Here is a 17,946-nt window from a genome sequence, read left to right as displayed (position 1 = left end):
CGCCGCGCAACGAAACGAAAACCCCTCGACTTGGGCGCAGGCGGGACTTAAGCACCGGCCATACCCCTGTCAACGCGAGGGGCTTTGCGGCCCGGCGTTTGGACCCCTTCACGCGGGACGGAGCGTCCGATGCGACATTCGCGCAACCCTTTGGTTTTCCTCAGCCTGGCGCTGGTCCTGACCTTGGCCGCCTGCGGACGCGGCGGAGGCTCCGACAGCGCGCCTGAACCGGGCGACCGCGCGGTCGCCAAGGTGCAGGACCAGACCATCTGGGCCTCCGACGTCAAGCGCGAGGCCGTGGCGCAAGGCCTGGTGGGCGAGGGGGAACCGCTGGACGTCACCTCCGACCTGTTCCGCCGGGTGCTGGACGAAGTCATCGACCAGAAACTGCTGGCCCGCGAGGCAGAACGTCGCGGCCTCGACAACTCCGCCCTGGCCCAGCGCCGGCTGGAGGCGACGCGCGAGCGGATCCTCGGCGACATGCTGGTCGAGAACGTCGTCAACGGCGCCATCTCGGATCAGGCCGTCGAGACCCTCTATCAGGAGCAGTTGCGTCTCGCCCGGACCTCGGAAGAGATCCGCGTCCGCCTGATCCTGTCGCGCACCAAGACCGAGGCCGACGCCGTCATCGGCATCCTGGCCCAGGGCGCCAGCTTCGAGGCCGTGGCCCAGGAACGCTCCATCGACGAGGCGACACGCTTCTCGGGCGGAGACCTCGGCTATTCGACCGCCGACGTCATGCCCCAGGCCTATGCCAATGCGCTCCGTACCGCCGCCGCCGGTTCGACCGTGGGTCCGTTCCAGACCGAGGGCGGCTGGGCCGTGCTGCGAGTCGAGGATCGCCGTCGCGAGAGCCCGCCGACGCTGGATCAGGCCCGGCCCCAGATCGTTCGCTACCTGACCTACGAAGGTGTGCGTCAGTTGCTGGAGGAACTGCGCGGCAAGGCCGAGGTCGATGTCCTTCTGACCGCCGAGAGCGGCGCACCCCAGGAGCCGGCATCCGCCGTCCCGGCCCGCCCGGCGCCCAGCCCGACCCCGACGGCCCCGACCACCACCGCTCCAGCCCCCGCCGCGCCCCCTGTCGCCACCCCGACGCCCGCAGCCAAAGGCGCAGCCCAGTGAGCGAAGCAAAAAAGCCCGGATCGACCGGCAAGGCCATCGAACACGCGATCGAAAAAGCCTTCGATCCCCTGACCTCGGCCATCAAGCGCGCGACCCAGCCTCAGACTCCTGCCCCCGCTCCGGTTCCGGCCGCCCCGGGCAAGCCGGGCCTCAAGGTCTCGCCCCTGGCCGTATCCTTTCCGGCCATCCCGCCCATCGGCGGGGTCGAGATCACCACGGCCCGCGCCGGCTTCTACAAGCACGAGCGCGACGACCTGACGGTGTTCCGCTTCGTGCGCGGCACGACCTGCGCCGGCGTCTTCACCCGCCACAAGGTCGGCTCGGCTCCGGTGGACTGGTGCCGTCGCCACCTGGACGCGCCGGGCGGCGGTCTCGACGTGCGCGCCCTGGTCGTCAACGCCGGTTGCGCCAACGCCTTTACCGGAAAAGCGGGGGCCGACGCTGCCCGCCGCACGGCCTCGGAGGTCGCCAAACGCTTCGGTTGTCGCCAGCGCGACGTCATGTTGGCCTCGACCGGCGTGATCGGCGTCCTGCTCGACGACAAGAAGATCGCCGCCAGGCTGCACGAGGTCGAGACCCGGCTCGATGCAGACGTCCCGCCGACGGAACAGTGGGCCGCCGCCGGTCTCGGCATCATGACCACCGACACCTTTCCCAAGGGGTCCTACGCCGAGACCGCTATCGATGGCTTCAAGGTTCGGATCGCCGGCATCGCCAAGGGTTCCGGCATGATCGCGCCGGACATGGCGACCATGCTGGGCTTCATCGTCACCGACGCCAACATCCATCCGACGGTGCTGCGCGCGCTGCTGGGCCTGCACGTCCGCACGACCTTCAACTCGGTCACCGTCGACGGTGACACCTCGACCAACGACACCTGCCTGTTGTTCGCTACGGGAGCCTCGGGCGCACCGCGCATCGGCCGGGTCGGCGACCGCCGCCTCAAGGACTTCTCCGCCGCCCTGGACAAGGTCATGCTCGACCTCGCTCACCAGCTGGTCCGCGACGGCGAGGGCGCATCCAAGTTCGTCCGCATCACCGTGGACGGCGCCTCCAGTCCCGCCTCGGCCCGCAAGCTGGCCAAGTCGATCGCGGACAGCCCCCTGGTCAAGACGGCGATCGCCGGCGAAGACGCCAACTGGGGCCGGGTCGTCATGGCCGTCGGCAAGACCGAGGAGCCGGTCGACCGCGACCACCTGGCCATCAAGTTCGGCCCCCACGTCGCCGCCGTCGAGGGCGCCGTCTCGCCCCACTACGACGAGGCCAAGATGAGCGCCTATATGAAGAACGCCGAGATCGACATCACCGTCGACGTCGGCTCGGGCCGCGCCTCCGCCACCGTCTGGACCTGCGATCTGACCAAGGGCTACATTGAGATCAACGGCGATTACCGGAGCTAGCGAGCCGGCGAGATGGTCAAGTCGCCGGACAGATTGGCTCGCCAGATGGCGGCGCGAGGCTGGACGCCGGAACAGATCGTCGAGGCTCGCGAGCGCGGCGAACGACACCCCGCCGTCAATCACGAGACAGGACAGGCCGCGACGCGCTATATTCACCCCGAGACAGGCCGGTCGGTCGTGATCGAGGATGTCTCGGGAGACGTGATCCATGTCGGCGGCGACGGCTTCATCTACTGACCTCTCGACCGTCTTCGTGCGCCTGCTGGACGAAGGCACGGATGTCTGGAGACCCGTCGACGCGCTTCGGCTGGGCGAGACCACCTACCAGATCGCCGAACAGGCCGTGCCCGAGGACGAAAGCTGGAGCTTCCAGCCGGGCGACATTGTCGTGGCTGAACGGCGTCAGGGAGATGCAGACGGTCAGCCGCTGATCGCCGTGGCCCAGGCCACCCATTTCGACGAGCGCTCATGGGCGTCCCGCCGCCGGGTCGGCTGAGACCATTCCCCTCCGCCTCGCCCCATGCCTAAACTCACCCAAAATCAGGGGAGTGAGTTCATGAAATCTGTGATCGCGGGGGCTATCTTCGCCCTGCTGATGGGGACCGTCGCCAACGCCCAGGACGGGACCGCCGCGCCTGCTGCCGTCGCCGTCACCCTGGTCCAGGCGGGCCATCTGCTGGATCGTCCGGGACAGGCGCCGCGCGGCGCCTCCACCGTCGTCATCCGCGACGGCAAGGTCGAGGCGGTGCGGGACGGTTTCGTCGGCACGGAGGCCTTTCCCGGGGCGACCGTCGTCGACCTGCGCGACCGGTTCGTCCTGCCCGGCCTGATCGACAGCCACGTCCATTTGACGAGCGACCGCGCCGGTCAGGCAGGCCTGCTCGCCGACTTCACCGACAGCCTGCCGGCCCGCGCCTATGAAGCCGCCGGCAACGCGCGCGACACCCTGATGGCCGGCTTCACCACGGTCCGAAACCTCGGTGATGGCGACGGCGTGACCCTGGCCCTGCGCGACGCCACCGCGCGGCACGAGATCGCCGGGCCGCGCATCGTCGACGCCGCCACCTCCATCTCGACCACCTCGGGCCATATGGACGGCCGGCTCAGCCTCGCCGACGACGTGCGCGAAATGATGGGCGAGCCGGAAAACGTCTGCAACGGCGTCGAGAGCTGCCGCGAGGCCGTGCGTCTCCAGGTCGGGCGGGGCGCCGACGTCATCAAGATCGCCACCACTGGAGGGGTCAACAGCCGCATCGGCGCGGGCCTGGGCGCCCAGATGTTCGAGGACGAGGCCGGCGCCCTGATCGAGACGGCCCACCTGTACGGCAAGAAGGTCGCCGTTCACGCCCACGGGGCCGACGGCATCGACCTGGCCCTGCGGCTCGGTGCGGACTCGATCGAGCACGGCACGATCTTCGACGACAATACCATCCGCCTGTTCCGCGAAAGCGGCGCCTACTACGTCCCGACCCTGTCGACGGTGAACGGCTATCGCAGCCGTCTCGCCGCCGATCCCAACGCCTATCCGCCCGAGGTCCTGCCCAAGATCCTGTGGCGCATCTCGATCACCGGCCAGTCTTTGCAGGCGGCCTATCCGGCCGGTGTCCGCATCGCCTTCGGCACCGACGCGGGCGTGTCCCTGCACGGCCGCAACGCCGACGAATTCGAGCTGATGGTCCAGTACGGCATGAGCCCGATGGCGGCGATCCAGGCCGCCACGGTCAACGCGGCGGACCTGTTGGGTCTGAGCGCAGAAGTCGGTTCGCTGGAGCCCGGCAAGCGCGCCGACCTGATCGCCGTCGAGGGCGATCCGCTGACCGACGTCGCCGTCCTGAAATCGGTCGGCTTCGTCATGCGCGACGGCCGGGTCTATCGTCATGACGGAGCGCCCTGAAGACCCACCGATGCTGTCCCGGCGCAGACTGCTCGGCGCGGCATCGGTCCTGGCGGCCCCCGCCTTCGCCCGTCCGGTCCTGGCGCAGGACGCGACGGTGGAGAGCGCCGAACGCCTGCGCGGCCGTCGGCTTTCGGTGCCCGTCCTCATCGGCGAGGCGGGTCCCTTTTCCTTCGCCCTGGATTCGGCCGCCAACGCCTCGGTGATCGCCGATGATGTGGCCGCAAGGTTGGGCCTGGCACCCGCCGGCCCGATCGGCATGCACACCCTGATCGCGCGCGAAGTCGTGGAGACGGTCACGGCGCCCCGGCTTCGTTCGGGAAATCTCTACGCGCCGGCGCCCCGCCTCGCGCTCGCCTCACGCACGGGTCTGGACGGCGCCGACGGCCTGATCGGGCGGGACCTGCTGAACGACCATCGCCTGGTGATGCGGTTCGAAGGCCAGGGCGTCGCCGAGATCACCCGCTCGCGTCAGACCGGGCGGGGCATGCTCGATCCGGCCCCCCAGATGGCGCGGTTTCGAGCCTTGGCCGAGGAGCGGCACGGGGGGCTTCTGATGATCGACGTCCGCTCGGCCGCCGCCGACGGCAAGGCCATCATCGACACGGGCGCAGCCATCACCATCGTCAACGGCGCCTTCGCCCGCGCCTCGGGCGCAACGCCCATCGTGCTGGACAATGGATCGCGCGTGGCCGTCGTCACCTCCCCGACGGGCCGCAGCGTCACCGCCACCCCGATGCAGTTGCCCAGGCTGCATTTCGCGGGCGTGACTCTCAGGAACACGCCGGTCCTGGTCGGGGACTTCCACACTTTCGACGTCTGGGACCTCGCCGATCGTCCCGCCATGCTGCTGGGCGTCGACGTGCTGGGGCGGTTCAAGACGGTCATCATCGACCTGCGGCGACGCGAACTGGTGCTCGAGGTCTGAAGCCGGCGATTCCGCAAACCCGGCCTTAACCGACGCCGTGCCACACAGGGCACATGAAACGTCGCGCCCTTCTGATCGCCCCGCTCGCCCTCGCCGCAACCCCCGCCCTGGCCTCGGGCGGCGGTGGAGGCGGCGGAGGCGCGGCCGGCGGCTATGTCCGCTATCCCACGGTCACGGCCACCACGATGCGCCCCGACGGCCGCCGTGGCGTCATGACGGTCGAGACCGGGGTGGACGCCCCCAGTGCCGCCCTCAAGCTGCGCGCCGAACAGTCCCAGCCCCGCATGCGGGCGGTGTTCAACATCCTGGTCCAGCGCGAGGCCAACACCCTGCTGCCCGGCGGCGTCCCGAACATCGAGCGTCTGGCCGCTCAGCTCCAGTCGGCCACCAACATCATCCTCGGCCAGCGCGGCGCCCGCCTGCTGCTCGGCACGGTGATGATCGTCTAGCTTGACGACAGGCGAGGCGTCAGGCCCCTTGCGGCCATGCGCCTTCTTACCCTTTCGACCGTCCTTGTGCTGGCCGCCCCCGTCCTGCTGGGGTGCGCGAGCACGCCGCCTCCACCTCCGCCGCCGCCGTCCGCCCCCGGCGCGCCCGTTCTGCGGGATTGGCGCAGCATCGTCACCGCCGGCGACCGAGACCGCTACACCCGTCGCGACGCCGCCTGGCGCCTGGCCCTGGAACAGGCGCGACGCCAGCGTGGCTCTGGCGATCTGGGCTCCCTCGGCGACCTGATCGAACCGGACGCGGCGCGAAACAACGTGGCGCCCCCGCCCGGAACCTATCGCTGCCGCACCGTCAAACTGGGCTCCCAGGGCGGAGAGACGGGCCTCGGCTTCGTCGTCTACGACTGGTTCCAGTGCCGCATAGAGCAGACGCCGCGCGGCCTGAAATTCTCCAAGACCACCGGCTCCCAGCGCCCCTCGGGCCTGCTCTTCCCGGAAGACGGCCGCCAGATGGTCATGCTGGGTTCCGTTGCCCTGGCCGCCGAGCCGCCCGCCAACTCGTACGGCCAGCGTCCCGAGCGGGATATCGTCGCGGTGCTGGAGCGGATCGGCGACGCCCGCTGGCGGCTGGTCATTCCCTGGCCGCAGAACGAGTCCAACCTCGACCTGATCGAACTGGTCCCGGCCTAGCCGTGCCGCCATCGGTCGCTGTCGTCGGGGCGGGGCCCGCGGGTCTGGCGCTGGCCCTGATGCTGACCCGTCAGGGCCGACGCGTCATCGTCCACGAACGGTTCGACGAACCCCGGCCGGTCGGCGCCGGATTCATGCTTCAGCCGACCGGCCTGTCGGTGCTGGATCACCTCGGCCTGACCGATCGGGTCAAGGCGCTGGGCCAGCCGCTCGAACACATCTTCGGCCGGGAGGCGCGTCGTCGTCGGATCGTGCTGGACGTGAAATACGCCGACCTGAAGTCGCCGCGCGCGGACGGCGTCAATGCCCTGGGCGTCCACCGCGCCGCGATCTTCCAGGTCCTCTACGACGCCTGCCTCGCCGAGGGCGTCGCCTTCGAAACCCGGCGCGAAATCGCTTCCGCCGCCGACGGCCGCCTGACCGACGTGAAGGGGGCGACCGGCCCGGCCTTCGACCTGATCGTCGATGCGTCCGGCGCGCGCTCGGCGATCGCGCGCGACCTGCTGGCCCGACAGCATGGCCGCCGTCAGGAACTGGCGTGGGGCGCCGTCTGGGCCACCGTCCCCTGGCCCGGCGAACCCTTCGATCCGACCGCTCTGGAACAGGTCTATCGCGGCGCCTCCCGCATGATCGGCGTCCTGCCCGTCGGCGCCCGCCCGGGCCGCCCCGACCGTCTGGCCACCTTCTTCTGGAGCCTGAAACCCGCCGATCACGACTACTGGCTGCGCGCCGGGATGGAGCGGTGGAAGGCCGAGGTGCGAGGCCTGTGGCCCGAGGTCGCCGGCCTGCTCGAGACCATTCCGGACGTCGAGGCCCTGACCCTGGCGCGCTACGGCCACCACACCTTGCCCCTGCCCATCGCCGACCGTCTGGCCGTCGTCGGCGACGCCGCCCACTCGACCAGTCCGCAACTGGGCCAGGGCGTGAACATGGGGCTGCTCGACGCCTTCACCTTGGCCGAGGCCCTCGCCACACATACCGAGCTCGATGAAGCGCTCGCGGCCTACGCGCGCCTCCGCCGCTGGCACGTACGCCTGTATCAGGGGCTGTCGTTGGGCTTCACCCCCTTCTACCAGGCCGACGGCCAGGCCCTGCCATGGATCCGCGACCATATGCTGGGCAAGCTGGCGCGACTGCCGTTCGCGGCGCGAATCCTGGCGGCCACGGTGTCGGGCGTGCTGCTGGATCCGAGAAAATAGAACGCAGGCCTCTCCCTCCCCCTCGGGGGAGCGTGGTCGGAGCGAAGCGGAGACCGGGTGGGGCGGCAAGGCAAAACACCTAAGGCCTGCATCCGCATCGCCCTGCCGCCCCCACCCCGTCGCTACGCGACGACCCTCCCCCAAGTGGGAGGGAGACGCAGGCCGTCAGACCTTCGTCAGCCTCAGGTCCTGATAGTCGTAGCTGAAGTCGATATCCGGGCTGACGCCCTTGACCGTCGCCCGCACCGGCCGGCCGTCCACCATCTCGAAGGTGAAGAACGCGTCCTCCTCGCGCTTGTCGGGGAAGCGGGTTCTCAGGGTGTCGCCGTCATAGGGCTCCATCGGCCCCTGAAGGGCGGGGTTGTGGACGAACCGCGCCCGGAGCCAGCCGCCGTCCGTCGTCGGATGACCGGCGGGCGGAGCGATGTCCGTCTCCCAGATGATCTCGATGTCGCCATACCAGGGATCGCGCCAGGTCCCGCCATAGTCCTTCAGCGCCAGGGAGGGCGGGGCGCCCGCCGCCTGTTTGGCGTCGATCTCGGCGGCGGCCTTGAGTGATTCCTCGATCCCCTTGGCCTCGAGCGTCTTCGAATCCGCGATCCAGTCGAAGCCCGTCTTGCCCATGACGATGTCGACCAAGCCGCTGCGCAGGGTCCGCAGCAGGAAATTCTCCTCGGCGTTCGAGAACACCGACACCCCGGCCTTGCGGCCCGGGATCATGACGGTGAACGAGTTTCCACCGGGCGAGCCGCCGCCGTGGCTGACGATCCGCTCGCCGCGATAGTCCTGTACCTGATGACCCATGGCGTAGGTCGAGGCGATGGCCCGGCCGGGCAGCTCCGCCGTCGGTCCCGGCGTGCCGGAGATAATCACGTTCGGCCGCCACATCTCGGTCGCCCGCGCCTCGGTGAACAGCCGCGTTCCGTCCGGCATGGCTCCGTTGCCGAGCCGCAGGATCATCCATTTTGCCCAGTCCGCCGCCGAGGCGCAGATGCCGCCCGCCGCCGCCGCCGAATCCCAGTCCCAGATGCCGACGATGCTGTCAGAGATCTTCGTCATCTCGCCCTGATAGCGCAGCGGGGGTCCGACCCGCGCATGGGGCAGGGCCGACTTCGCCGGGTCCGCCAGACTGGCCATCGGCACGCTGTCGCCCATCCCCAGCCGGTCGAAGATCCGCGTCTGGACGAAGGCTTCCCAGGTCATGCCCGAGACCGCTTCCAGCACCGCCCCGGCGACCACGAACATCAGGTTGCAGTAGTGGTAGTTGGCGCGGAACCCGTCCTCGATCGGCACGAAGGGGACCTGGGCCAGGACCTCGGCGCGGCTGCGGGTCGAATTGGGCCAGAACAGCAGGTCGCCGGCCCCGAGCCCGAAGCCCGCCCGGTGGCTCAGCGTGTCGCGCACCGTGATGTGCTCGCCGATATAGGGGTCCGACAGGGTGAAGCCCGGCAGATAGGTCTTCACCGGCTCGTCCCACTTCACCCTGCCCTCGTCGACCAGGATGGCGAGGGCGGCCGCGGTCACGTTCTTGGAGTTGGACGCGATGGCGAACAGGGTGTGTTCGTCGGCCCGGTCGGGCTGTCCCATCGCCTTGACGCCATAGCCGCGGGTCAAAACCTCGCGATTGTCCTTGACCACCGCGACGCCCAGCGCCGGCTGATCGGGCCAGGCGGCCATGGCCGCCTTCACATAGGCGTCGATCGCCTCGGCCAGACCGGCGTCGTCGTTGGCGGCGTCTCGAGCCCAGCCGGTCGAGGGCAGGGCGGCCGCGCCGGAGGCGAACAGGGCGGAACGGCGGGTCAGGTGAAGCGACATGGACGGTCTCCGGTCAGGGTCCGCGGACGCTAGCCCTCCGACACGGTCTAGGCCAGTCGCCAGCGCTGCAGATGCTCGAGCACGTCGGCGACGATCTGGTCGCGGGTGAAGCCGGTGATGTCGTGCCGTTTCATGTCGGGGCCACTCTGCGCTGTCAGTCGCCACTCCAGAAGACGCGCGCCTTCCGGCGTCTCGCGCTGGGTCATGGCGGGACGCGGACGCGACCGGGCGTCAAGCCGATAAACAAAGGTCCTCTCCCCATGCCGGATCGTCATCCAGGCGGTGCCGTCGTCGGTGCCTACCTCCGCATCTGGCTCCTCCGCCTCAAGGGCGACCCGCACTGTTTCCAGCGCGGGCAGGCCGTGACGATCGATTTCGTTGACGATGTCACCCCGGCTTGCCGGAGCGAGTATCCGTTTCAACTGCTCGGTCAGAGGCGGCCCTTCGGTCTCGATGATCCTTCCCTCGACATCGGCGTTCATCTGGCGAACCAGGCCGATGGACAACAGCACCATGATGACGACGAAAGGCAAGGCGGCCGCCAGGGTCGCGGCCTGCAGCGCACCGAGTCCGCCGGCCAGCAAAAGAACTGCCGCAATCAGCCCCAGAAGCAGGCACCAGTAGACCCTCTGCCAGCGCGGCGTGTCGTCCGCGCCTCCCGAGGCGATGGTGTCGATGACCAGCGCTCCGGAATCCGCCGAGGTGATGAAGAAGACCGCCACCAGCACGACCGCGAGCGTCGAGGTGAAGGCCGCGCCCGGCAACTGCTCCAGGAAGCGGAACAAGGCCGTCGACAGGTCCGTGGCCACCGCGGCGGAGATGGCCCCAGCCGCCTCGCCCATGTCCAGGCTGATGGCGGTATTCCCGAAAACCGTCATCCACAGGAAGGTAAATCCTGCCGGGACCAGCAGCACGTTCAGGATGAACTCCCGCACCGTGCGTCCACGCGAGATACGCGCGATGAACATGCCCACAAACGGCGACCAGGCGATCCACCAGGCCCAGTAGAACAGGGTCCAGTCCGCCATCCAGGCCCGGGGCTCATAGGCGTAGAGGGTAAAGGTTCGTTCGACGAAATGGCTGAGGTAGAAGCCGAAATTCTGGACCAGCGCCTTGAACAGGAAGCCCGTGGGCCCAACCACGAGCACGAAGATCATCAGCAGGACGGCCAGTGTCAGATTCAGCTCCGACAGGCGACGGACCCCCTTGCCGACGCCGGTCATCACCGAGACAGTGGCCGCTGCCATGACCACGGCGATCAATCCGACCTGGACCCAGGCGTTGTTCGGTATGCCGATCAGATAGGTCAGGCCGCTGTTCATTTGCGACACGCCGAAGCCTAGCGACGTGGCGATGCCGAAGGCGGTGCCCCAGATGGCGAAGATGTCGACCGCGTCGCCGATCGGCCCGTTGATCCGCTTGCCCAGCAGGGGCGACAGTCCGGACCTCAGCGTCAGCGGCAATCCCTTCCTGTGTGCGAAGAAGGCCAGGCTCAGCCCGACAAGAGCGTAGATGGCCCAGGCGTGCGCCCCATAGTGGAAGAAGGTGATGCCCATGGCCTCGCGGGCGGCGGCGAAGGTCCGCGACTGCGCCTCGGGCGGGCTGATGTAATGCTGGATCGGCTCGGCGACCCCGAAATACATGAGCCCGATCCCCATGCCGGCCGCGAACAGCATGGCCAGCCAGGACAGATAAGGAAAGTCGGGCTCTGCGTCGTCGGGCCCCAGTTTGAGGGCGCCGGTCGGGCCCACGGCGAGGACCAGGACCAGGCCGAGGAAGCCCGCCACGGCAGCAATATAGAGCCAGCCGAAGGTTGCGATCACCCAAGTCTGAACCGACTGGAAAACGCGATCGGATTGCCCGGGGGCGAGGACGGCGAGGAGGAGAAGGAGCGCGATAATCGCGCTGGCACCCCAGAAGACACGGGGGTTCATCTTGGTCGTCGGCATCGACTCCAAGCGAACGGCGCAGCTGGAAGTTCCAAGGAAAGATGTGGGAAACGTGTGACGGCCCGTTTCGGTTGCGTCCTTCACGGCGATCAGGCACGCCTGGAAGCCGCCCGATTGAGGTCATGGCGCGGACCTGACCCGCGCGACCGGTCGTGATCGCCGGGCGGGAACGGCACATCCGAAGCTTTTGCGGCCGTCGAACAGGTCAGCTCGCGGAATGAAAATGCCGCTGCCGGCGGCATCTTCGTCCCGCTCCTGCCATCAACGTGGATTCGATGTAACTTTGGGTTGATGTCTGACGCTGTTAGTCAAGGACGCTTGACGGGAGGAAAGTCCTCGCCGCGCCTCACGGAGCCTCCCGGCGTGACCCATTTCAAAGCGCTTCTTCTCGCAGGCGTCGCCATGACCGCTGTCGCGGGTGCCGCATCCGCCCAGACTCAGCCACCTGCGCCGATCCCGGCTGCTTCGGCCCCGGCGCAGACCAGGATCCCGCCGCCGGTGCCGCAGGCCCCCCCGGCCGGACCGAACGATGCGGAGCAGCAGGAGGAGGCGCAAGAGGAGGCCTCCGACGTCGGTGACGTCACGGTGACCGCGCGTCGCAACGACATCCGCACCTCGATCGATTCCATCAGCTACAGCCTGGCCGACGACCTCCAGGCCACGACCGGCACCCTGGCCGACGCCTTGCGCAACGTGCCCTCGGTCGATGTCGATCCCCAGGGCAATGTCTCCCTGCGCGGCGACGGCAATGTCACCATCCTGGTCGATGGTCGCCCCTCGGCCATCCTGTCGGGCGGCAACCGAGGCGACGTGATCCTGCAGCTGCCGGCCGATCGCTATGCCCGGATCGAGGTGATGACCAACCCCTCCGCCGCCTACAGCCCCGAGGGATCGGGCGGCGTCATCAACCTGATCACCAAACCGACGCCGTCCGCTGCCGCCGGACAGCCCGGCGCCCCGGCCACGGTCACTCGCACCGCCTCGATCCGCGCCAACGTCGGCGACAACGGCCGCTGGAATCTGGGCGCGGGCGGGACCTGGCAGCGCGACCGCCTGACCCTGACCGGCGACGCCAGCTATCGCTATGATCAGAACGAGTTCGCGTTCGAACGACTGCGCGAACAGCTGAACCCGACTACCGGGGCCGTGACCTCGACCACCACTTCGACCCAGAACAGCCAGTCCGATCAGGACGGCGTCTTCGGCCGGATCGCCGTCGAATACCGCCTGACCGACAAGACCATGGTGACCGGCGAACTGCGCGGCAGCAGCTTCGACGTCGGCGGCGACAGCTTCGGCATGTTCGAGGTCCGCGACGCCTCGGGCGCGGTGACCGACGCCTTCACCCGCAACGGCACGAGCGGCTTCACTTCTGAGGCCTGGGGCGCGACCGCCCGCGTCCTGCACCAGTTCGATGCCTCGGGCCACGAGTGGTCCAACGAACTGCGCTACGATCACAACGACGGCGGCAGCACCTCCTTCGTCGCCAACGCCACGACCCTCCCGGCCCCCGCGACCTTCTTCGAACAGCAGCAGTGGCTGAACGCCCAGGAGACGATCGGCTTCACCAGCGCCTACACCCGGCCGGCGGATGACGGCTCCAAACTACGCCTCGGCTATGAGCTGAACCTCCAGCGGCCGGATAACGACACCATCGTCCGGCGCGGTCCGACCGCTGCAAGCGTCGTCCTTGTGCCCAGCCTGACGAACCGGTTCGAGGCCGAACAGACCGTCCACGCCTTCTACGCCACCTACGAGCGTCCGTTCGGCGACAAACTGTCGGCCCAGTTGGGCCTGCGCCTGGAACAGGCCGAGATCGACGTCGCGGACGTCACCAACGGCGTCCGAGCCTCCCAGGACTATTTCCGCGCCTATCCGACAGGGCACATCCAGTACAAGCTCAGCGAAACCCAGACTCTGCGCGCCAGCTATTCGCGCCGTATTCAGCGTCCTCAGCCGAGCCAGCTCAACCCCTTCGTCGCCTACGGCAATCAGTTCTCGGTCAGTTCGGGCAACCCGAACCTTGAGCCGCAGGAGACCGACAGCTTCGAGGCCATGTGGCAGATGCGTCGGGGCCAGAGCTTCTATCAGGCGACGGCCTACTACCGCGACACGACCAAGGCCTTCACCGATGTGGCGACCGACATCGGCGGCGGTGTCCTGCTGAATCGTCCCGAGAACCTCGGCGCCCGTCGCGACCTCGGCATCGAGCTGACCGCCAGCGGCCGGCTGCATCCGACCCTGCGCTACAACGCCAGCGTCAATGCCTTCCGCCAGGAGATCGACGCCGCCGGTCTTCCGGGCGCGCGCGACCGCGAGGGCGAACTGGTCTCCGGTCGTCTCAGCCTGAACTGGCAGCCGACCGAAAAAGACTTCGTCCAGCTGTCCGGCTTCTGGCAGGGCGACCAGCTGCTGGCGCAAGGAACCCGCGAGAGCGGCGGCATGGTCAATCTGGGCTATCGCAGGAAGCTGAACGACACCCTGTCCTTCCAGTTCACGGGCCGGGACATCCTCAACTCGTTCGGCGGCGAGACCGTCTACGACACCCCCCTGTTCCGCGAGGTGTCGCGCCAGGATATCCGCCTGCGGGCCTTCTACATCGGCCTGACCTGGACGCTCGGCAGCGGCCCGCGTCGCCAGGAGCCTCAGTTCGACTTCTCGAGCGGGCCCAGCGGCAACTGATCGTCCGGGCGGCGGCTCAGGTTCGCGTGGTCCAGGCCATCCACGCGGCCACGGCCGCGATCCCCGCCGCCATGGCCCGGCCGGCGGCGAGGCCCTGCATCCGGCGCAACATCACGCCCCCGGCCGAGGCCGCACCCAGGACGATGAGGGTGTGGACGATCACGGCCACGACCAGGTGCAATCCGCCCAGCGTCAGGGCCTGCGCCAGGGGAGATGCCCGATCCGGCCGGATGAAGGTCGGCAGCAGGGCGACATAGAAGACCGCCGCCTTGGGGTTCAACAGATTGCCGGTCAGGCCGCGCAGGAACAGGCCGCCCAGGGTGCGGCGGTCCGGCTCCGCGTCCGGTGCGACCTGGCCCGCCCCGGCCCAGGCCTCCCATGCGAGCCACAGCAGGAAGGCGACGCCCGCCCAGCGCACCGCCTGGTACAGCCAAGGAAACGTCAGCAGGATCGTGGTCAGGCCGAAGGCCGCGGCCACCATCCACACGGCCAGCCCCAGGGTCACCCCCACGACCGCCGCCATCCCGGCGATCCGCCCCCGTCCCAGCGCGACCAGCGCCAGCCACCCCATGTTCGGCCCCGGCGTCAGCTCGATCAGCGACACCGCCACCAGGAAGGGCAGGATCACGGTCGGGTCGATGGGCCAGGCGACAGGAGGCATGGGCGGACTCTAGGCGTGTTCGCGCCCCTTGTGCGCCACGATCGCTGCGACCACCTTTGCCCCAGATCAAGGCGTCGCTTTCACCGAGGGCGCAGCGATCGTGTCCGCCGTAACGGGGAACCCGAATGAATCTCGACCTCTATTCCGACCGCGCCAAACAGGCCGTTCAGTCCGCCCAGTCGCTGGCCCTCGCCCGCAAACACCAGCAGTTCGCCCCCGAGCATCTGTTGAAGGTGCTGCTGGAGGAGCGCGACGGCCTGGCCCGAAACCTGATCACCGCCGCCGGCGGCGACCCCGCGAAAGCCTCCGAGGCCGCCGAGGCCCTGCTCAAGAAGCGGCCCCAGGTCGAGAGCGCCACCAGCCAGCTCTATCTCGACGGCGCCACCGCCCGCGTCTTCGCCAATGCCGAGGCCGCCGCCAAGAAATCCGGCGACGCCTTCGTCACCACCGAACGGATCCTCGCCGCCATCGCCCGTGAAGGCGGCCCCGCCGGCGACGCCCTGAAATCCGCCGGCGTCACGGCCGACAAGCTCGACGCCGCCGTCGCCGATGTCAGGAAGGGCAAGACGGCCGACTCAGCCGCCGCCGAGGACGGCTACGACGCCTTGAAACGCTACGCCCGTGACCTGACCCAGGCCGCGCGGGATCAGAAGATCGACCCGGTCATCGGCCGCGACGAGGAGATCCGCCGCACCATCCAGGTCCTGGCCCGGCGCACCAAGAACAACCCGGTCCTGATCGGCGAGCCCGGCGTCGGCAAGACCGCCATCGTCGAGGGCCTGGCCCTGCGCATCGTCAACGGCGACGTGCCCGAGAGCCTGAAGGACAAGACCGTAATGTCGCTCGACATGGGCTCGCTCATCGCCGGCGCGAAATACCGCGGCGAGTTCGAGGAGCGGCTGAAGGCCGTGCTGGGCGAGGTCACGGCCGCCGAGGGCCAGATCATCCTCTTCATCGACGAGATGCACACCCTGGTCGGCGCCGGTAAGGGCGACGGCGCCATGGACGCGTCGAACCTGCTGAAGCCCGCCCTCGCGCGCGGCGAGCTGCACTGCGTCGGCGCCACCACGCTCGATGAATACCGCAAGCACGTCGAGAAGGACGCCGCCCTGGCCCGCCGCTTCCAGCCCGTCTTCGTCGACGAGCCGTCGGTCGAGGACACCGTCTCGATCCTGCGCGGCCTGAAGGAGAAGTACGAGGTCCATCACGGGGTCCGTATCTCCGACAGCGCCATCGTCGCCGCCGCCACCCTGTCCAACCGCTACATCACCGACCGCTTCCTGCCCGACAAGGCCATCGACCTGATCGACGAGGCCGGCAGCCGCGTGCGCATGGCCGTCGATTCCAAGCCCGAGACCCTCGACGAAATCGACCGTCGCCTGGTCCAGCTCAAGATCGAACGCGAGGCCCTGAAGAAGGAGACCGACAACGCCTCGGTCCAGCGCCTCGACAAGCTGGAAGACGAGATCGCCGACCTCGAAGGCCAGTCCGACGACCTGACCGCCCGCTGGAAGGCCGAGAAGGACAAGGTCGGCGCCGGTGCCCAGCTGCGCGAAACCCTCGACCGCCTGCGCGCCGAACTCGCCGCCGCCCAGCGCAACGGCGACCTCGGCCGCGCGTCAGAGATCGCCTACGGCCAGATCCCTCAGATCGAGAAACAACTCGCCCAGGCCGAGGCCGACGAAAAGACCGCCTCTCCCCTGACGCCCGAGGTCGTCGACGCCCAACAGATCGCCGCCGTCGTCTCCCGCTGGACCGGCGTTCCGGTCGACAAGATGCTGGAGGGCGAGCGCGAGAAACTGCTGTCGATGGAGGACGCCCTGCGCGGCCGCGTCGTCGGTCAGGACGCCGCGCTGGAAGCCGTCGCCGACGCCGTCCGCCGGGCGCGCGCGGGCCTCAACGACCCCCACCGCCCGCTCGGCTCCTTCCTGTTCCTCGGCCCCACCGGCGTCGGCAAGACCGAGCTGACCAAGGCCCTGGCCGCCTTCCTGTTCGACGACGAGACCGCCATCACCCGCATGGACATGTCGGAGTACATGGAGAAGCACAGCGTCAGCCGCCTGATCGGCGCCCCTCCGGGCTATGTCGGCTATGACGAGGGCGGCGCCCTGACCGAGGCCGTGCGCCGCCGCCCCTATCAGGTCGTCCTGTTCGACGAGGTCGAAAAGGCCCACCCCGACGTCTTCAACGTCCTGCTGCAGGTGCTCGACGACGGCCGCCTGACGGACGGGCAAGGGAGGGTCGTCGACTTCCGCAACACCCTGATCATCATGACCTCCAACCTGGGCTCCGAGGCCCTGGCCAACCAGGGCGAGGGCGACGACGTCGAGCGGGTGCGCCCCCATGTCATGGAGGCCGTCCGCGCCCACTTCCGCCCGGAGTTCCTGAACCGCATCGACGAGATCATCCTGTTCCGCCGCCTCGGCCGCGACCAGATGGCCGGCATCGTCCGCATCCAGCTGTCGCGTCTGGAAAAGCTGATGGCCGACCGCCGCCTGACCCTGTCGATCGACGACGGCGCCTTGGCCTGGCTGGCGGACAAGGGCTACGACCCGGTCTACGGTGCCCGCCCCCTCAAGCGCGTCATCCAGAAGGACCTCGTCGACCCGATGGCCAAGAAGCTGCTGGCCGGAGAGCTGGAGGACGGCTCGGTGATCGCCGTGTCAGCGGGGGATGGTGGGCTGGAGATCGGGAAGGCTAGGGTTCACTGAGGCAAGAAAGCCGCGAACGGCGTTCGCGGCTTTTGCACAGGCTCATCCCCCACCAGGGCGTGATTCGAGACGAATTCCGACGTCAAGCCCGTTGACCATTGGTTAGGCATCTGCGCCCCATATATTGGTTCGGGCTCCACCCCGAACACAACATAGCTGCAGTCCCCTTCCAAAAGGGACAGAGGGCGATTGTTAAGCTTTTCAGCCCTGGCGGTTCACCCCGCTGGGGCTGTCTCTTATCTAACGGGTAACCTGCGCACAGCGTCGTTATCAAGCGGTAAACCGCGCGCAACCGTACCACATGTGGACTCTTCGTGATTCCTCAGGGTGCGATCGGATACCGCCTCTCTTCCTTTCGTCATCCTCCGGCAAGCCGCGCCTTCGCGGTGCAGACCGGGGGACGCAGCGGCGCGCGTGAGCGCGAAACTGTCGCGGACACAGGCGGCGGA

14 protein-coding genes are annotated in these 17,946 nt (G+C 68.6%); 11 read left to right on the top strand and 3 right to left on the bottom strand.

The genetic code is table 11. The annotated features are described in order from the left end of the window. Positions 1 to 129: 129 nt before the first annotated feature. From ACW171_RS11170 to ACW171_RS11130, 9 genes are read left to right on the top strand one after another with little or no spacing between them, the layout of a single operon-like run. Positions 130 to 1,122, top strand: coding sequence for a peptidylprolyl isomerase (locus tag ACW171_RS11170; RefSeq protein WP_492093289.1), 993 nt, complete (start codon positions 130 to 132; stop codon positions 1,120 to 1,122). Further along, positions 1,119 to 2,522 (top strand): bifunctional glutamate N-acetyltransferase/amino-acid acetyltransferase ArgJ, encoded by a 1,404-nt coding sequence (gene argJ, locus ACW171_RS11165; protein ID WP_492093288.1) that lies wholly within the window; start codon positions 1,119 to 1,121, stop codon positions 2,520 to 2,522. Before ACW171_RS11170 ends, argJ begins: the two co-directional genes overlap by 4 nt. Positions 2,523 to 2,534: 12 nt before the next feature. Next, the gene (locus ACW171_RS11160) at positions 2,535 to 2,759 is read left to right on the top strand and encodes a colicin E5-related ribonuclease (RefSeq protein WP_492093286.1); all 225 of its coding nucleotides are present in this window, start codon (positions 2,535 to 2,537) and stop codon (positions 2,757 to 2,759) included. After that, complete coding sequence (locus tag ACW171_RS11155) at positions 2,731 to 3,018, top strand: hypothetical protein (RefSeq protein WP_492093284.1); 288 nt, start codon at positions 2,731 to 2,733, stop codon at positions 3,016 to 3,018. The genes ACW171_RS11160 and ACW171_RS11155 overlap by 29 nt, the downstream gene beginning before the upstream one ends. A 60-nt stretch (positions 3,019 to 3,078) precedes the next feature. Continuing rightward, the gene (locus ACW171_RS11150; RefSeq protein WP_492093282.1) at positions 3,079 to 4,416 is read left to right on the top strand and encodes a metal-dependent hydrolase family protein; all 1,338 of its coding nucleotides are present in this window, start codon (positions 3,079 to 3,081) and stop codon (positions 4,414 to 4,416) included. A 10-nt stretch (positions 4,417 to 4,426) separates the two neighbouring features. Next, on the top strand, positions 4,427 to 5,344 hold the full coding sequence (locus tag ACW171_RS11145; protein ID WP_492093280.1) for an aspartyl protease family protein: 918 nt from the start codon (positions 4,427 to 4,429) through the stop codon (positions 5,342 to 5,344). A gap of 53 nt (positions 5,345 to 5,397) precedes the next feature. Next, positions 5,398 to 5,793, top strand: a complete 396-nt coding sequence (locus ACW171_RS11140) for a Tat pathway signal protein (protein ID WP_492093279.1) — start codon at positions 5,398 to 5,400, stop codon at positions 5,791 to 5,793. Between the two features lie 36 nt (positions 5,794 to 5,829). After that, positions 5,830 to 6,480 carry a DUF4893 domain-containing protein gene (locus ACW171_RS11135; RefSeq protein WP_492093278.1) on the top strand — a complete coding sequence of 217 codons (651 nt, stop codon included), beginning with the start codon at positions 5,830 to 5,832 and terminating at the stop codon, positions 6,478 to 6,480. 2 nt (positions 6,481 to 6,482) lie between these two features. Further along, a complete protein-coding gene (locus ACW171_RS11130; protein ID WP_492093277.1) occupies positions 6,483 to 7,679 on the top strand; it encodes an FAD-dependent oxidoreductase in 1,197 nt (398 codons plus the stop codon). 165 nt (positions 7,680 to 7,844) lie between these two features. On the opposite strand, the gene ACW171_RS11125 is transcribed toward ACW171_RS11130, so the two are convergent. Beyond that, on the bottom strand, positions 7,845 to 9,494 hold the full coding sequence (locus ACW171_RS11125) for a serine hydrolase (RefSeq protein WP_492093276.1): 1,650 nt from the start codon (positions 9,492 to 9,494) through the stop codon (positions 7,845 to 7,847). Between the two features lie 47 nt (positions 9,495 to 9,541). Further along, the gene (locus ACW171_RS11120) at positions 9,542 to 11,443 is read right to left on the bottom strand and encodes a BCCT family transporter (protein ID WP_492093274.1); all 1,902 of its coding nucleotides are present in this window, start codon (positions 11,441 to 11,443) and stop codon (positions 9,542 to 9,544) included. Positions 11,444 to 11,806: 363 nt separating this feature from the next. On the opposite strand from ACW171_RS11120, the gene ACW171_RS11115 reads away from it, so the two are divergent. Next, on the top strand, positions 11,807 to 14,125 hold the full coding sequence (locus ACW171_RS11115) for a TonB-dependent receptor domain-containing protein (RefSeq protein ID WP_492093273.1): 2,319 nt from the start codon (positions 11,807 to 11,809) through the stop codon (positions 14,123 to 14,125). Between the two features lie 16 nt (positions 14,126 to 14,141). Here ACW171_RS11115 and ACW171_RS11110 read toward each other — a convergent pair whose 3' ends face one another. Further along, positions 14,142 to 14,786, bottom strand: a complete 645-nt coding sequence (locus tag ACW171_RS11110) for a LysE family translocator (protein ID WP_492093272.1) — start codon at positions 14,784 to 14,786, stop codon at positions 14,142 to 14,144. 125 nt (positions 14,787 to 14,911) lie between these two features. On the opposite strand from ACW171_RS11110, the gene clpB reads away from it, so the two are divergent. Further along, complete coding sequence (gene clpB, locus ACW171_RS11105) at positions 14,912 to 17,497, top strand: ATP-dependent chaperone ClpB (protein ID WP_492093271.1); 2,586 nt, start codon at positions 14,912 to 14,914, stop codon at positions 17,495 to 17,497. The last annotated feature ends 449 nt before the right edge of the window (positions 17,498 to 17,946 follow it).

This window comes from Brevundimonas sp. FV1ye28 (assembly GCF_058681135.1).
Note: the sequence above shows the minus strand (reverse complement) of the source record. Positions and strands in the feature narration are given on the sequence as shown.

Bases quoted from the DNA above. Each gene is read 5' to 3' on its own strand.
- ACW171_RS11170 (WP_492093289.1), top strand. From the start codon at position 130: ATGCGACATTCGCGCAACCCTTTGGTTTTCCTCAGCCTGGCGCTGGTC.
- ACW171_RS11160 (WP_492093286.1), top strand. From the start codon at position 2,535: ATGGTCAAGTCGCCGGACAGATTGGCTCGCCAGATGGCGGCGCGAGGC.
- ACW171_RS11155 (WP_492093284.1), top strand. From the start codon at position 2,731: ATGTCGGCGGCGACGGCTTCATCTACTGACCTCTCGACCGTCTTCGTG.
- ACW171_RS11150 (WP_492093282.1), top strand. From the start codon at position 3,079: ATGAAATCTGTGATCGCGGGGGCTATCTTCGCCCTGCTGATGGGGACC.
- ACW171_RS11145 (WP_492093280.1), top strand. From the start codon at position 4,427: ATGCTGTCCCGGCGCAGACTGCTCGGCGCGGCATCGGTCCTGGCGGCC.
- ACW171_RS11140 (WP_492093279.1), top strand. From the start codon at position 5,398: ATGAAACGTCGCGCCCTTCTGATCGCCCCGCTCGCCCTCGCCGCAACC.
- ACW171_RS11135 (WP_492093278.1), top strand. From the start codon at position 5,830: ATGCGCCTTCTTACCCTTTCGACCGTCCTTGTGCTGGCCGCCCCCGTC.
- ACW171_RS11125 (WP_492093276.1), bottom strand. From the start codon at position 9,494: ATGTCGCTTCACCTGACCCGCCGTTCCGCCCTGTTCGCCTCCGGCGCG.
- ACW171_RS11120 (WP_492093274.1), bottom strand. From the start codon at position 11,443: ATGCCGACGACCAAGATGAACCCCCGTGTCTTCTGGGGTGCCAGCGCG.
- ACW171_RS11110 (WP_492093272.1), bottom strand. From the start codon at position 14,786: ATGCCTCCTGTCGCCTGGCCCATCGACCCGACCGTGATCCTGCCCTTC.
- clpB (WP_492093271.1), top strand. From the start codon at position 14,912: ATGAATCTCGACCTCTATTCCGACCGCGCCAAACAGGCCGTTCAGTCC.